This window comes from Pseudomonas chlororaphis subsp. piscium, from assembly GCF_003850345.1.
Classification (GTDB): Bacteria; Pseudomonadota; Gammaproteobacteria; order Pseudomonadales; family Pseudomonadaceae; genus Aquipseudomonas; species Aquipseudomonas piscium.
In genome coordinates, this window is the sequence record NZ_CP027707.1 from 2,407,024 (window position 1) to 2,420,756 (window position 13,733).

The following is a 13,733-nucleotide window of genomic DNA, read 5'->3' on the forward strand; positions in this document are numbered from 1 at the left end:
ATCTCTTTACGATTTTTGTAAATTGTTTATAGTCGGTTGCATGCCTCCTGCCCCACGTTCAGAGGCCAACCATCACGGACTTCAAACAATAAAATCGTCCAATGGGAGATTCGCCATGCAAAAGCGTTTTCGTGTCCTTGCATTGTGCTGCGCACTTACCGCCGGCCTCGTCGGTTCCGCCAGCGCCGGCGCCGCGCCGGTGTATAAGGTCGGCGCCACCGCCACCGGCATTCCCTTCACCTTTCTCGACGTCAAGAGCCAGAGCATCGAAGGCATGATGATCGACGCCGCCCGGGCGGTGGGCCAGGCCGGCGGCTTCGAGGTGGACATCCAGCAGACCACCTTCGCCTCGCTGATCCCTTCGCTGACCTCGAACAAGATCGACATCATTTCCGCCGCCATGCTGCGCACCCCGGCGCGGGAGAAGGTGGTGCAGTACTCCAACCCGGTGTTCAGCTACGGCGAGGGGCTGATCGTGCGCGCCGACGACAACACCGCCTACACCCGCATGGAAGACTTCAAGGACCAGGTGGTCGGCGCCCAGGTCGGCACGGTGTTCATCGATGAGTTGAACAAGCGCGGGATCTTCAAGGAAGTGCGCGGCTACGACTCGATCCCCGACCTGCTGCGCGACCTGGCGCTGGGGCGGATCAAGGCCGGTTTCGCCGACCGGCCGATCGTCGCCTATCAACTGGCCCAGGGCATCCAGAACAAGGTGCAGCTGGTGAAAAGCTACCAGCCGGTGGTGATGGGTGATGTCTGCCTGATCGTGCGCAAGGGCGATGCGCAGACGCTGGACGAGGTCAACCGCGGCATCGCGGCGATCAAGGCCGACGGTTCCCTGGAGCGGATCATCGAGAAGTGGAAGCTCAACTGACCACCCCGTGGCCCGGCCGCCCGGCGGGGTCGCTTCACTCCTGATTGCGCAGGTCCTCCTATGTTTCTCCAGAACGCTCTGGACTTCCTCCCCATTCTGCTGAAAGGGGCGGTGGTCACCTTGCAGGTCACGGCCGGCTCCTTTGTGCTCAGCTCGCTGATCGGCCTGGTATTCGCCTTGATGATGGTGTCCAAGGTGCGCTCGATCTCGCTGTTCGCGATTGGCGTGGTCAACATCATTCGCGGTCTGCCGATCATCGTGCAGCTGTTCTACATCTACTTCGTGCTGCCGGATTTCGGTATCCAGCTCACGGCCATGCAGGCCGGGGTGATCGGCCTGGGCATCGCCTATTCGGCGTACCAGGCGGAGAACTTCCGCGCCGGCATCCAGGCCATTCACCAGGGGCAGATCGAGGCGGCCGAATCCATCGGCATGCGCGGCGGCATGATCATGCGCCGGGTGGTCCTGCCCCAGGCCTTCCGCATTGCCTTGCCGCCCTACGGCAACACCCTGGTGATGATGCTCAAGGACTCCTCGCTGGTGTCCACCATCACCGTGGCCGAGATGACCCGCGCCGGTCAGCTCATCGCTTCCTCGACCTTCGAGAACATGACCGTCTACACCCTGGTGGCCTTGCTCTACCTGGCCCTGAGCCTGCCGTTGTCCTTTGCCCTGCGTCGCCTGGAGGCGCGCTTCAGCACCCGGAGAAAGTCATGATCGAGATCAAGGGCGTACACAAGAGTTTCGGCAACGTGGCGGTGCTCGAAGGCATCGACCTGAGCGTGCAGAGCGGTGAAGTGGTGTGCCTGATCGGCCCCTCGGGTTCCGGCAAGTCGACCCTGCTGCGCTGCATCAACGGCCTGGAAAGCTACGAGCAGGGCGACATCCTGGTCAGCGGCGAGCGGGTCGACCGCCACGGCAAGACCATTCACCAGCTGCGCACCCAGGTGGCCATGGTGTTCCAGCGCTTCAACCTGTTCCCCCATCGCACCGCGTTGCAGAACGTCACCGAAGGGCCGATCTACGTGAAGAAGCAGAACCCGCAGCAGGCCCGGGAGCGGGCCGAGGCGCTGCTGGAAAAGGTCGGCCTGGCCCATCGCATGCACGCCTATCCGGATGAGCTGTCCGGCGGCCAGCAGCAGCGGGTGGCGATCGCCCGGGCCCTGGCCATGGACCCGCAGGCGATCCTGTTCGACGAGCCGACCTCGGCGCTGGACCCGGAGCTGGTGGGCGAGGTGCTGGCGGTGATGCGCAAGCTGGCCGACGAAGGCATGACCATGATCGTGGTCACCCATGAAATGGGCTTTGCCCAGGACGTGGCGGACAAGGTGTGTTTCCTCCACAGCGGCAAGATCGTCGAGGCCGGGCCGGCGAAACAGGTGCTGAGCGCGCCGCGCCATCCGCGCACCCAGGACTTCCTCAAGCGCCTGCTCAACCAGGGCGCGGAGGTGCAGGCATGAAGGCCGCCGAAACCTTGCGCCTGCCGCCTTCCCTGTGGGCCGCCACGGCGACTGCGGCGATCGAGACCCCGGCGCTGGCCGAAGACCTGCGGGCCGACGTGGCCATAGTCGGCGCCGGCTACACCGGGCTGGTGACCGCGCTGCGCCTGGCCGAGGCCGGGGTCAGCGTCTGTGTGCTGGATGCCGGTGAGCCGGGCTGGGGCGCTTCCGGACGCAACGGTGGGCAGGTGATTCCCGGGCTCAAGTACGACCCGGATCAACTGCTGGCCAAGTTCGGCCCGGCCCGCGCCGAGGCCATGCTGGAGGCGGCCGGCTCCGCGGCTGACGAAGTGTTCGCCCTGATCGAGCAGCATCGCATCGCTTGCGACGCGACGCGCAAGGGCTGGATCCAGCCGGCGTTTTCCGCCAGTTCCCTGCAGGCCATCGAGCAGCGCGCCGAGCAGTGGCGCCGGCGCGGGGTGGCGGTGGAGTTGCTCGACCGCGCCGCCGTCGGTCGGCGCATCGGCAGCCAGAACTACCTCGGCGGCTGGGTCGATCCGCGTGCCGGCAGCCTGCACCCTCTGAACTATGCGCGCGGCCTGGCCAGGGTGGCGCAGCAGCAGGGCGTGCGGATTCACGGGCAGACTCGGGTCGAGGCTTTACAGCGCGAAGGCGGGCAGTGGCAGCTGCGCACCGCCCAGAGCCATCGGGTCCAGGCCCAGCGCGTGGTGCTGGCGACCAATGGCTACACCGACGACCTGTGGACACGGCTGCGGCAGACGGTGATCGCCGCCAACAGTTTCATTATCGCCACCCGCCCGCTGTCGGCCGAGCTGCGCCAGAGCATCTTGCCGAATGGCGAGGTGTGTTCCGACGCCCGGCGCCTGCTGTTGTATTTCAAGCAGGATGCCCAGGGGCGTCTGTTGCTGGGAGGGCGCGGGCCGTTCTCCGAACCGACCCACAGCGGCGACTGGCGTCACCTGGAGCGTTCGTTGCTGGGCTTGTTTCCGCAGTTGGCGGGCACGCCCATCGAGTATCGCTGGAGCGGGCGGGTGGCGTTGAACCAGAGTTTCCTGCCGCAGTTGCATGAGCCGCAGCCGGGGTTGTCGATCCTGCTCGGCTACAACGGCCGCGGCATCGCCTTGTCCACGGCCCTGGGCAAGCACCTGGCGGCGCGGCTGTCGGGGGCGAGCAGTGAATTTCCGTTTCCAGTGACGCCGATCCGGCCGATTCCGCTGCATGGCTTGCAACGCCTGTACCTGGGGGCGGGGATCGCCTGGTACCGCCTGCTGGACGCCTTGCGCTGAGGGCGGCGCATCAGGTCGGGCAGCTTTCCTCGCCGTTATCCAGGCCCTGCTTGTAGCTGCGGCTGTCGAGGGTGGCCTTGCCGTTGTGCCAGGTCAGGGTCAGCACGTAGAGCGAGTCGAAATCGTTGGAGGCCCAGTCGTCGGTGATGGTGCGTTTTTCGCCGACGGCTTCCCGCGCCACCTTGTTGATCAGCTCCGGCAGGTAGCCGTGGGACCAGGCGGTGTAGATGATCGAGTTGTGATAGCGGTCGTGCAGCAGCTCGTCGGCCAGGGCGCTGGTGTCGTTGGCCGAGAACTCGATGTTCACCGGCAGGCCGAGCTTGATGGCGCTGGGGCTGATGGTCATCAGCGGGCGGATGTAGCTGTAGGAGTTGTCGAGCTCGCCTTCCTCGACATTGCGCGTCGGGTTGGCGGCGAACACGTAGTTGGCCTTGCCGAATTTTTCCGGCAGCAGGGAGGCCAGGTCGATGGCGCGGTTCAGGCCCTGGCAGTTGAGCTGGCCGAGGCCGCCGGCGGGTTTTTCCGCGTGGCGCAGGAAGATCAGGGTCTGGGTGCCGTCCACCGGCTGGGCGCGACTTTCACTGGATTCCAGCGACAGCAGCAGCGCACTGGTCAGCATCAGCGCCGGAAAGAACACGTAGGACCGGCGTTGCAGGCGTTGGGTGAAACTCAGCAGATTCTTCATTTGATTGTGGGTACTTCAGCGCAATCGGTTAAGGCTGACAAACCTTTCCACGGCGAGCTCCCGGCTTCGCGTGGTTTTCCCTGTCTTGAACGAGTATTTCTGCCCGCAGGCAGTGCTCTGAGTCCCAGGACGCCTTTTGGTTCGATCCGGGCGTGGGGCTGCGAGCGTGGGCCCGTTACTTTATCCGCACCGCTGTCTGGCTGCCGGGAAGCTTAACCACCGGATGTTTCGAATTTAAGAATGCGCGTCGCGAACCGATGCCTATAATCTAGCGCCGTCGCGCCCGGCCCCGGGCCCCGGCCTTTCATCTGACTGTCATTGGAAGCCTGTCATGACCGATCTCTCCGCATTCCCCATCACCCAGAAATGGCCTGCGCAGTACGCCGACTGGATTCAGCTGTATTCCTTGCCGACCCCCAACGGCGTCAAGGTCTCGATCATGCTCGAAGAGATCGGGCTGCCCTACGAGCCGCATCGCGTCAGTTTCGAAACCCATGACCAGATGTCCCCCGAGTTCCTTTCCCTGAGCCCGAACAACAAGATCCCGGCGATCCTCGATCCCCATGGCCCGGACGACCGGCCGCTGGCGCTGTTCGAGTCGGGGGCGATCCTGATCTACCTCGCGGACAAGAGCGGGCAACTGCTGGCCCAGGAGTCCGCCGCGCGCTACGAGACCATCCAGTGGCTGATGTTCCAGATGGGCGGTATCGGCCCGATGTTCGGCCAGCTGGGCTTCTTCAACAAATTCGCAGGCAAGGACTACGAGGACAAGCGGCCACGGGACCGTTATGTCGCCGAATCCCGCCGCCTGCTGAGCGTGCTCGAAGGCCGCCTGCAAGGTCGCGACTGGATCATGGGCGAGCGCTACACCATCGCCGATATCGCCACCTTTCCCTGGGTGCGCAACCTGATCGGCTTCTATGAAGCCGGCGACCTGGTGGGCTTCAAGGACTTCCCCAACGTGCAGCGCGTGCTGGAGCGTTTCCTTGCGCGCCCGGCAGTGATCCGCGGCCTGGAAATTCCCAAGCCCGTTTGAACGCTCCGCACCTTGTAGCCGCAGGCAGCGGCAGCGGCTACAGGTTTCCATTTTGCAGGTCAGGCCGATCCAGGCCTGACCGCGTTCATTCAGACAAGGACCCGCAATGAGCCGATTCGATTTCAAGCAGGTGGATGTCTTCAGCAACGATCCGCTCAAGGGCAACCCGGTGGCGGTGGTGTTCGGCGCCGACCCGTTGAGCGATGCGCGCATGGCGGCGTTCGCCAACTGGACCAATCTCAGCGAAACCACCTTTATCCTCGAACCCCAAGACCCGCGGGCCGACTATCGCCTGCGGATTTTCACCACCCTGCAGGAGCTGCCGTTCGCCGGCCATCCGACCCTTGGCAGCTGCCATGCCTGGCTGGAGGCCGGCGGCGTGCCCAAGGGCGAGGAGATCGTCCAGGAGTGCGCGGTGGGCCTGGTGCGCATTCGCCGCAACGGCGCCGAGCTGGCGTTTCTCGCGCCGCCCTTGCTCAAGTCCGGCCCGGTGGAGGCCGGGTTGCTGGAGCAGGTGCGCCAGGGCCTGAGGCTGGAGCCCGGCGCCATAGTCGACGCGCAATGGGTGGACAACGGTGCCGGCTGGCTGGCGGTGCTGCTGGCCGAGCGCGACCAGGTGCTCGACCTGCAACCCGACTACGCGCAACTGACGGGCCTCGCGGTGGGGGTGATCGCGCCCTGGAACCCCGAACGCGATGGCGACGCGGCGCAGTTCGAAGTGCGGGCCTTTATCGCCGGCGACGGCATGCCGGAAGACCCCGCCACCGGCAGCCTCAACGCCGGCATCGCCCAATGGCTGCTGGGGGCTGGCCTGGCGCCGGCGTCCTACGTGGTCAGCCAGGGCCTGAGCATGGGCCGGGCCGGGCGCATCCAGGTCGAGCGGCTCGGCGATGAAGTCTGGATCGGCGGCTCGGCGGTGACCTGTATCGAGGGCAGCCTGCGGTTGTAGGCGAGGGCGCTCTCCAGTCCGCCCGGCCTGTCGTCTAAGTGGCCTTGGACGCGTGGCGATAGGTTCTGGGGGATACGCCGTACCAGCGTTTGAAGGTCTGGGAGAAACTCGACAGGTCGCTGTAGCCCAGTTTTTCGGCGATGTCGGTCAGCTTGAGCGCAGGGTCGCCGAGCAGCTCCAGGGCCGCGGCGCTGCGTGACTGCTCCAGCAGGTGCCGGTAACTGGTGCCTTCCTGGTGCAGGCGCCGTTTCAAGGTGCGCTCGCTGAGATTGATCAGGCTGGCCATGCTCGGCAGGTCTGGCGGTGCGCCCAGGGGGGTGATGTTCAGGTACTGGCGGACCAGGTTGGCGGTGCCCGTGCGGGGGATCCGGCGCTCCATCAATTGCGCGCACATCTGCTCGCACATCGAGACGGTGACGGTGTTGGCCTGGGGCAGCGGGCGGCTCAGCAGCGAACGCTCGAAGGCCAGGCTGTTGCTGTCGGCCAGGTAGTCGGGGCGTATGCCAAGAATACTGCCGGCACTGGCGGCCACCTGATCGACCGGGCGTTTCTTCTTCAGGGTAAAACCCGCCAGGGAGAACTCGCGGCCAGCTATTTCCTTGAGCAGCACCGCGGCGGCGGCCATGTCGCGCTCGATCACAAAGTCCCTGAGCGACTCATCCGCCAGCGCCGGTTCGGTGAACGTCAGGATGCCGAGCGGCGGTTGCTCATGGTAGGCGATCCGGGTGAACGCGTAGGTCAGCGGCAAGAACCGCAGGGCCAGCTGCAAGGCGTCACCGGCGGTCGCGCTGCTGATCAGGCCATAACCGAACAGCCCGTAGGTCGAGAAGTGATAGCGCTCGCCCACCTGATAGCCCAGCCCCTGCGGGTGCCCCGACAGGTTGAGCAGGTTATTGATCAGGCGCAGTTCCTGGGTGCATGACAGCTCGAAGTTGGGATCGGCCAGCCGGGTCAGCGACAGGCCCGAACCGGCCAGCAATTGCGCAGGCGAGAAGCCTCTTTCGCGACCGAAATCCACCATCAGCAGGGCACTGGCCGGCCCTCGCAACAACTCCAGCATGTTCATGCTTTTTACCCGGGTAAGGGAAAGGAATTGGCCTGAATACTAAAGTATCTGTCCCTTTACGTCATGGGCCTGGCGAGGCCGGGCAAGCATGATGGGCGCACAGGCTACGCTGATCGGGATTGCCGGGAAGGCCGTGGACCCCATCATGCGAAGACCTGCGCCTGCCCATGAAAAAAACAAGAAAAGAGGTGCTGTATGCCCCAACTCGAACCCGACCCGCAATCGACGTCGCCACTCACCGCCGTGATCGTCGGCAGCGGTTTTGCCGGCATCGGCATGGCCATCGCGCTGCGCAAGGCCGGTGTCACGGACTTCATCATCCTGGAAAAACAGCAGGATGTCGGCGGCGTCTGGCGGGACAACAGTTACCCGGGCGCGGCCTGCGATGTGCCGTCGCACCTGTATTCGTTTTCCTTCGAACCCAACCCCGGCTGGACGCGGATGTTCGCCCCGCAAGCCGAGATACAGCGTTATCTGCAGCATTGCGTGCGCAAGTATGAAGTGGCGCGGCACATCCGCTTCGGCGCTGAAGTACAGGCGGCGCGATTCGACGAGGCCAGTGCGCAGTGGTGCGTCACCGAAGTCGGTGGGCGGGTGCATCGCGCCGCCTTGCTGATCAGCGCCACTGGCCAGCTCAGCCGAACGGCGTTGCCGACGTTCGAAGGCATGCAGGCGTTCAAGGGTCAGGTGTTCCACTCCGCCAACTGGGATCACGGCTACTCGTTGGCGGGGAAACGGGTGGCGGTGATAGGGACGGGCGCGTCGGCCATTCAGTTCGTGCCGGCCATCGCCGACTCGGTGGCGCAGCTCAAGGTGTTCCAGCGCTCGCCGGCCTACATCCTGCCCCGGCCCGATCGCGCCTACAGCGACGAAGAACAGCAGCTGTTCGCCAGGAAGCCCTGGCGCATGGCGCTGCATCGTGCCGCCATCTACCTGCGCTACGAATCCAGGGCCCTGGGTTTTACCCGCCTCAAGGGGCTGATGAAGTGGGCGGTTGGCCTGCCGTTCCGCCGTTTGTTGAACCAGTCGGTGGGCGACCCGCAGCTGCGTCGGCAACTGATCCCGGATTACCCCATCGGCTGCAAGCGCATCCTGCTGTCCAGCGATTACCTCAAGACCCTGGCCAGGCCCAATGTGCAGTTGATCACCGAGGGCATCGGGCGCATCACCGAGCAGGGCATCGAGACGCTGGACGGCAAGCACCACCCGGTCGATGCGATCATCTACGGGACGGGGTTCGCGGCGACGCAATTCCTTGCGCCGATGACGATCGTCGGGCGCGGCGGGGTAGCGCTGCAGCACGCCTGGGAGCAGGGCGCACGCGCGTATCTGGGGCTGGCGGTGCCGGGTTTTCCCAACTTCTTCATGTTGTATGGCCCCAATACCAACCTGGGGCACAACTCGATCGTCTACATGCTGGAAAGCCAGATATCCCATGTCATGCGCTGCTGGCGCGCGATGCACAAGGCTGCGGCCACCACCGTCGAGGTCGATGAGCAGACGGAGCAGCGTTTTCATCAACGGATACAGCGCCGCCTGGCTGGTTCCGTGTGGAGCGGTTGCCAGAGCTGGTATGTCGACGCCGCGGGCCACAACAGCACCAACTGGCCGGGCTTCACCTTGTCCTATCGCTGGCTGACCCGTTATTCGGCATTGCGCGCCTATGGTTTTCCCAGGGTGCTGGCCAGCGAATCGGGGCAGGTCTACGGGCGGCTGGTCGCCGAGCCCCGCGATGGCCTCGAGGCCCTCAGTGCCGGCGTGTTGCGCCAACTCTTGCGGCTGAGCTTCCGGGCGCTGATCGGTCCGCCGCGAAGCCTTGCCACACAGCGGCGGATCGTCAACGGCCTGTCGTGGTCGATGTTTGGCTGCGCGGGCGTGAGCCAGGCACAGGCGCACGTCTCGGGCGTAGCGCTGCAGGTGCTGACACCGGACCATACCGAGGCGGGTGGGGTGATGCTTTATCTGCATGGCGGCGCCTTCTGCCTGGGCAGCCCTGGCACTCACCGTAGCCTTACCAGCCGCCTGGCCCGGGAAGCGGGGATGACCGTCTGGGTACCGGACTATCGGCTGGCGCCGGAACACCCGTTTCCCGCGGCCCTGGAAGATGCGTTGGCCTGTTACCAGGCGATCCGGGCGCAAGGTTATTCGGCGCGGCAGATCCTGCTGGCCGGCGACTCCGCGGGCGGCTCTCTCGCCCTGGCCCTGGCGCTTACCCTGCAACAGCGGGGCGAGCCCGTTGCCGCGGGCCTGCTGCTGTTGTCCCCGGTGACGGATGCGACGCTGAGCGGGTCGACCCTCATTACGCGCCAGTACGCCGATCCCATGCTGCGGCGCGACTGGCTCGAGCAAGGGCTGCGCGCCTACGCAGCGCCTGCCGATAGCCCGTTGCACAGCCCATTGACCGCCGACTTGCGCGGCTTGCCGCCGCTGCTGATCCAGGTGGGGGATCAGGAGTTGCTGCTGGCGGACTCCACGCGCCTGGCCGAGCGCGCGCTGCACTGCGGCGTGGCATGTCGCCTGGAAGTGCATGCGGCGAGGTGGCATGTGTTTCAGTTGCAGGCGTTCTACTTGCGTTCGGCCAGGCAGGCCCTGCGTTCAGCGGCCCGGTTCGCTCGTCGCCGCCTGGAGGATCGTGACGAGCCTTGTGCCGACATGGTTGCAGAAGCGGCGGTGGGGGATGTCGCAACCCTTGATGGGTAGGCAGGTTTTCCCGATCTGGCAAGCTTGTCGCCAGGATTTTCGGGCAAAAAAAAGCCGCCCAAGATGGCAGCGTTAAAGGAGAGCACGCATTACTGATAACGCGAGTATCGCTGCGAAAAATGACCAAATGATGACAGCTCCCTTGCCGCTGCAAAGCCTTTGAACCCCCTCCGTTACCGGGCAGCGGCAGGGCCAGGCCTGGGGGAGCGCCAGCCGGGCGTATCAAGGCGGGCGGCTGTCATCTTGGCGTCATCGACGGCATGGCAAGATCGCCGCAAACCCTCTTGGGTGCTCGACAGGCTGCGGCCTGCCGATTGATCAACCTGCCAGGAATCCCCCCATGAAAGGCGACGCCTCTCTGTTCGCAGCCATTGATCTTGGGTCCAACGCGTTTCGCCTGATGATCGGCCAGCCGGTCAGGCGCAGCCAGGGGTTCATGATCCAGGAAGTGAAGACCCTGCGGGAGCCGGTGCGCCTGGCCGAGGGCTTCCAGGAGGGCACCCTGGACGAGCTGGCGCTGGACCGGGGCTGGCAGGCGCTGGCGCGCTTTGGCAAGAAGCTGCGCGGTTTCGAGGCCGGGCGGGTGCGGGCGGTGGCCACCAGCGCCGTGCGCGAAGCCGACAATGCGCCGCTGTTCCTGGCCAGCGCGGAGCGCCACCTGGGGTTTCGCATCGATGTCATCTCCGGGCATGAAGAGGCGCGGCTGGTGTATGCCGGCGTCGCCCATACCGTGCCGGGCAGCGAAAGCATGCGGTTGGTGGTGGACATCGGCGGCGGTTCCACCGAGTTGATCCTGGGGCAGGGCGCCCAGCCCTTGCTGACCGAGAGTATCGCCATTGGCAGCGGGACCTTCGGCGTGCGCTACTTTCCGGGCGGCGCGGTCTCGGCTCACGCCCTGCAGGAAGCCGAGCGCATGGCCAGCCTGAAGTTCGAGAAAGTCGCCCGGCGTTATCGCCAGCTGGGTTGGCAGCAGGCCATAGGTTCCTCGGGCACCGCCCGGTTCCTGGCCAAGGTGCTCAAGGCCAACGGCCTGAACGATTATGGCCAGGACGGCATCACCTACGGCGGGCTGTTGCGCCTGTCGCTGCGCCTGCTGGAAGCCGGGCATGTCAAACGCCTCAGGCTGGCCGGGCTGCAGTCCCATCGCCTGAGCATCCTGCCCGGCGGCCTGGCGGTGATGCTGGCGGCGTTCAAGGTGTTTGGCGTCACCCATATGACGCCTCCGAGCCGGGGCTGCGTTTCGGCGTGCTGCATGGCCTGATATGTAACAACTGATTACCAATCGTCATCTGCAAACCGCTGGCCTTCCTCCGGCCAGCGGTTCCCACCAGGGTGTTCCGTCGCTCTATTTCAATCCTTCGCCGGCCACGCCGAAATCAATCGACGAGGCAACGCCTGCGCGCCGTCGCCGCGGCATCCCGCCGTCGAAAAACGGCTGTCATAAAAAGTGCGATTTTCCGGGGCACTATCCCAGCAGTCTGAAAACAGGGGAATGAACCATGAGTGACAAACGCCGCGTGCTGTTCGTGTGCGCCAGGAATGACGCCCGCTCGCTGATGGCCGAAGCGCTGCTGCGCCACGCCGACGCCGAAGACTTCGACGCTTTCAGTGCCGGCCTGGAGGCCAGCGAGATCGACCCGCGCACCCTGGAGTCTCTCGAACATATCGGCATCGACACCGAGGGGCTGCGCAGCAAGGCCCTCGACGAGTTCGCGGGGCAGCAGTTCCACTATGTCATCACCCTGTGCGACAAGTCCTCGGAAGAGGCCGCGCGCATGCCGTCCTCCGGCGAGGTGATCGTCTGGAACTTCGAGGACCCGGTCACCAGCGACAAACATGAACCGTTCCGCCACACCCTCCAGGAAATCCACGATCGGCTGCATATGTTCATCACCGTGAAAACCCGCTCGTGATGGGCAAGGATCACCGATCCTCTCTTGCTGAATCGCTGATTCTCCCTCGCTGACAAGCACGGCCGGGCCTTGTACCGGCCAACCCCTTGCCACCCCGAACCAAGACTCCCCAGGCGCGCCCTTGGCGGGAGCGCCTGGCCCTGGTCGTTTTGTTTACCCCGGGCTCTCTCCTCTGGCGGTCGCCAACCTCTGGCCGTCTACACTTAACTCCAGGCCACACAGGGCGACTGCCCTGGGCGCATTCAACCGGTATCAACAAAAACAATAGTCTCGGGAGAAACCTGATGTTCACAGCACTGCGTCGATTCAGCCGCGGCATGGCCATTGCCGCCAGCCTCGCCACGCTCACCCTCGCGACCCCGGCGCTCGCCCTGGATACGGTCAAGTTCATGGCCCCGGGCTCCGTGGGCGGCGGTTATGACCAGACCGCGCGGGTCCTGGGCAAGGCTTTGCTCGAGGCCGGCACGGCCAAGTCCGTGACCTTCGAGAACAAGGGCGGAGCCGGGGGCACCCTGGGGCTGGCGCAGTTCGCCAACAGCACCAAGGGCGACCCGAATGCGCTGCTGGTGGTGGGGGCGATCATGGTCACCGCGGTGGAGCAGAACAAGCCGCAGATCAGCCTCAAGGACGTGACGCCGATCGCCCGCCTGTTCACCGAATACAACGTGTTCGCCGTGCGTGACGAGTCGCCCTACAAGACCCTCGAGGACTTGCTCAAGGACTTCAAGGCCAACCCGGCCAGCATCAAATGGGGCGGTGGCTCCAAGGGTTCCATCGACCATATCGGCATTGCCGAGCTGGCGAGCAAGATGGACGTTCCGGTGAACAAGGTGAACTACGTTGCCTATGCCGGCGGCGGCGAGGTGGTGGCCGCGACCCTGGGCGGGCACATCACGGTGATCACCGGCGGTTATGCCGAGCTGGCCAAGTACGTGCAGTCCAAGCAGTTCCGCCTGCTCGCCATCGGCGCTCCGGAGCGCGTTCCCGGCATCGATGCGCCGACTCTCAAGGAGAATGGCTACGACGTGATCATCGGCAACTGGCGCGGCGTCTATGGCGCGGCCAACCTCACGGCCGAGCAGCGCAAGGAGGTCACCGACGCGGTCCTGGCCGCCACCAACAGCAAGGTCTGGCAGGACAATGTGAACGCCAACGCCTGGTCGCCGAGCATCCTTACCGGTGATGAGTTCGGCACGTTCGTCGACGAGGAACACCTGCGTCTGCGGGCGATGCTGGTCAAGGTCGGGCTGCTTTGAGATGGCCGGGCGCAGCAGGGTCGTGCTGTCGCAGTTGGCGATTGGCCTGGGGCTGGTCGCCGTCAGCCTGGTGCTGGTCATCGGCGCCTTGCGCTTTCCGCCCGAGATGGGCTTCGTCATCCTCGGTGCCCATGTCTATCCCTGCGCCGTCGGTGCTTTTCTGGGGGCCGTGGGCCTGCTGTTGAGCTACCAGGCCTGCACCGGTGGTTTCCGCGAGCTGGCCGAACCCGGCGACGACAGCGTCCAGGCCCAGCCCGGTGGCTGGCCGGGGGCGGCCTGGGTCACCGCCGGCCTGGTGGCGCTTGCCGTGCTGATCAACCTGATCGGTTTCGTCCTGGCCGCCGGGTTGCTGTTCGCCTGTTCCGCGCGAGGTTTCGGCAGCCGGCGTCCGCTGCGCGACCTGGCCATCGGCATCGCCCTGACCCTGCCGATCTACTGGCTGTTCAACGCCGGGCTGGGCGTGGCCCTGCCACCCCTGGTCAACGCCTGGATCTGAGCCGGGCCG

Annotated in this window: 12 protein-coding genes and 1 pseudogene; 11 read left to right on the plus strand and 2 right to left on the minus strand. The window is 65.2% G+C overall.

Annotated features, from left to right (window positions below; genetic code table 11):
- Positions 1-115: 115 nt before the first annotated feature.
- Genes C4K38_RS11250 through C4K38_RS11265 form a run of 4 tightly spaced genes read left to right on the plus strand, consistent with a single transcriptional unit; the run spans position 116 to position 3,623 of the window.
- A complete protein-coding gene (locus C4K38_RS11250; RefSeq protein WP_053278399.1) occupies positions 116-877 on the plus strand; it encodes an ABC transporter substrate-binding protein in 762 nt (253 codons plus the stop codon).
- 60 nt (positions 878-937) lie between these two features.
- Positions 938-1,594, plus strand: a complete 657-nt coding sequence (locus C4K38_RS11255; protein ID WP_053278400.1) for an amino acid ABC transporter permease — start codon at positions 938-940, stop codon at positions 1,592-1,594.
- Complete coding sequence (locus C4K38_RS11260) at positions 1,591-2,337, plus strand: amino acid ABC transporter ATP-binding protein (protein ID WP_009048220.1); 747 nt, start codon at positions 1,591-1,593, stop codon at positions 2,335-2,337. Before C4K38_RS11255 ends, C4K38_RS11260 begins: the two co-directional genes overlap by 4 nt.
- Positions 2,334-3,623 (plus strand): NAD(P)/FAD-dependent oxidoreductase, encoded by a 1,290-nt coding sequence (locus tag C4K38_RS11265; protein WP_053278401.1) that lies wholly within the window; start codon positions 2,334-2,336, stop codon positions 3,621-3,623. The genes C4K38_RS11260 and C4K38_RS11265 overlap by 4 nt, the downstream gene beginning before the upstream one ends.
- A 10-nt stretch (positions 3,624-3,633) precedes the next feature.
- Here the strand turns inward: C4K38_RS11265 and C4K38_RS11270 are convergent, their stop codons facing one another.
- Positions 3,634-4,308 (minus strand): hypothetical protein, encoded by a 675-nt coding sequence (locus C4K38_RS11270; RefSeq protein WP_025804059.1) that lies wholly within the window; start codon positions 4,306-4,308, stop codon positions 3,634-3,636.
- A 331-nt stretch (positions 4,309-4,639) separates the two neighbouring features.
- Between C4K38_RS11270 and C4K38_RS11275 the strand changes: the two genes are divergently transcribed.
- Together C4K38_RS11275 and C4K38_RS11280 are read left to right on the plus strand one after the other, a co-directional pair.
- Positions 4,640-5,344: a glutathione S-transferase family protein gene (locus tag C4K38_RS11275; RefSeq protein ID WP_053278402.1), complete on the plus strand. Its 705-nt coding sequence runs from the start codon at positions 4,640-4,642 to the stop codon at positions 5,342-5,344.
- Positions 5,345-5,450: 106 nt separating this feature from the next.
- Entirely contained in the window at positions 5,451-6,293 is an 843-nt protein-coding gene (locus C4K38_RS11280) for a PhzF family phenazine biosynthesis protein (RefSeq protein WP_053278403.1), read from the plus strand.
- A gap of 34 nt (positions 6,294-6,327) precedes the next feature.
- On the opposite strand, the gene C4K38_RS11285 is transcribed toward C4K38_RS11280, so the two are convergent.
- Entirely contained in the window at positions 6,328-7,359 is a 1,032-nt protein-coding gene (locus C4K38_RS11285) for an AraC family transcriptional regulator (RefSeq protein ID WP_053278404.1), read from the minus strand.
- 195 nt (positions 7,360-7,554) lie between these two features.
- Between C4K38_RS11285 and C4K38_RS11290 the strand changes: the two genes are divergently transcribed.
- From C4K38_RS11290 to C4K38_RS11310, 5 genes and pseudogenes are all read left to right on the plus strand, one after another.
- Positions 7,555-10,059: a flavin-containing monooxygenase gene (locus tag C4K38_RS11290; RefSeq protein WP_053278405.1), complete on the plus strand. Its 2,505-nt coding sequence runs from the start codon at positions 7,555-7,557 to the stop codon at positions 10,057-10,059.
- Positions 10,060-10,399: 340 nt separating this feature from the next.
- A pseudogene (locus tag C4K38_RS11295) lies at positions 10,400-11,334 on the plus strand (Ppx/GppA phosphatase family protein).
- A gap of 224 nt (positions 11,335-11,558) precedes the next feature.
- Entirely contained in the window at positions 11,559-11,972 is a 414-nt protein-coding gene (locus tag C4K38_RS11300) for an arsenate reductase ArsC (RefSeq protein ID WP_025804053.1), read from the plus strand.
- A gap of 284 nt (positions 11,973-12,256) precedes the next feature.
- Entirely contained in the window at positions 12,257-13,228 is a 972-nt protein-coding gene (locus C4K38_RS11305; RefSeq protein WP_053278406.1) for a Bug family tripartite tricarboxylate transporter substrate binding protein, read from the plus strand.
- Between the two features lies 1 nt (position 13,229).
- Positions 13,230-13,724, plus strand: a complete 495-nt coding sequence (locus C4K38_RS11310; protein WP_053278407.1) for a tripartite tricarboxylate transporter TctB family protein — start codon at positions 13,230-13,232, stop codon at positions 13,722-13,724.
- The last annotated feature ends 9 nt before the right edge of the window (positions 13,725-13,733 follow it).

Bases quoted from the DNA above. Each gene is read 5' to 3' on its own strand.
- C4K38_RS11265 (WP_053278401.1), top strand. From the start codon at position 2,334: ATGAAGGCCGCCGAAACCTTGCGCCTGCCGCCTTCCCTGTGGGCCGCC.
- C4K38_RS11275 (WP_053278402.1), top strand. From the start codon at position 4,640: ATGACCGATCTCTCCGCATTCCCCATCACCCAGAAATGGCCTGCGCAG.
- C4K38_RS11270 (WP_025804059.1), bottom strand. From the start codon at position 4,308: ATGAAGAATCTGCTGAGTTTCACCCAACGCCTGCAACGCCGGTCCTAC.
- C4K38_RS11290 (WP_053278405.1), top strand. From the start codon at position 7,555: ATGCCCCAACTCGAACCCGACCCGCAATCGACGTCGCCACTCACCGCC.
- C4K38_RS11260 (WP_009048220.1), top strand. From the start codon at position 1,591: ATGATCGAGATCAAGGGCGTACACAAGAGTTTCGGCAACGTGGCGGTG.
- C4K38_RS11250 (WP_053278399.1), top strand. From the start codon at position 116: ATGCAAAAGCGTTTTCGTGTCCTTGCATTGTGCTGCGCACTTACCGCC.
- C4K38_RS11280 (WP_053278403.1), top strand. From the start codon at position 5,451: ATGAGCCGATTCGATTTCAAGCAGGTGGATGTCTTCAGCAACGATCCG.
- C4K38_RS11310 (WP_053278407.1), top strand. From the start codon at position 13,230: ATGGCCGGGCGCAGCAGGGTCGTGCTGTCGCAGTTGGCGATTGGCCTG.
- C4K38_RS11300 (WP_025804053.1), top strand. From the start codon at position 11,559: ATGAGTGACAAACGCCGCGTGCTGTTCGTGTGCGCCAGGAATGACGCC.
- C4K38_RS11305 (WP_053278406.1), top strand. From the start codon at position 12,257: ATGTTCACAGCACTGCGTCGATTCAGCCGCGGCATGGCCATTGCCGCC.
- C4K38_RS11255 (WP_053278400.1), top strand. From the start codon at position 938: ATGTTTCTCCAGAACGCTCTGGACTTCCTCCCCATTCTGCTGAAAGGG.
- C4K38_RS11285 (WP_053278404.1), bottom strand. From the start codon at position 7,359: ATGAACATGCTGGAGTTGTTGCGAGGGCCGGCCAGTGCCCTGCTGATG.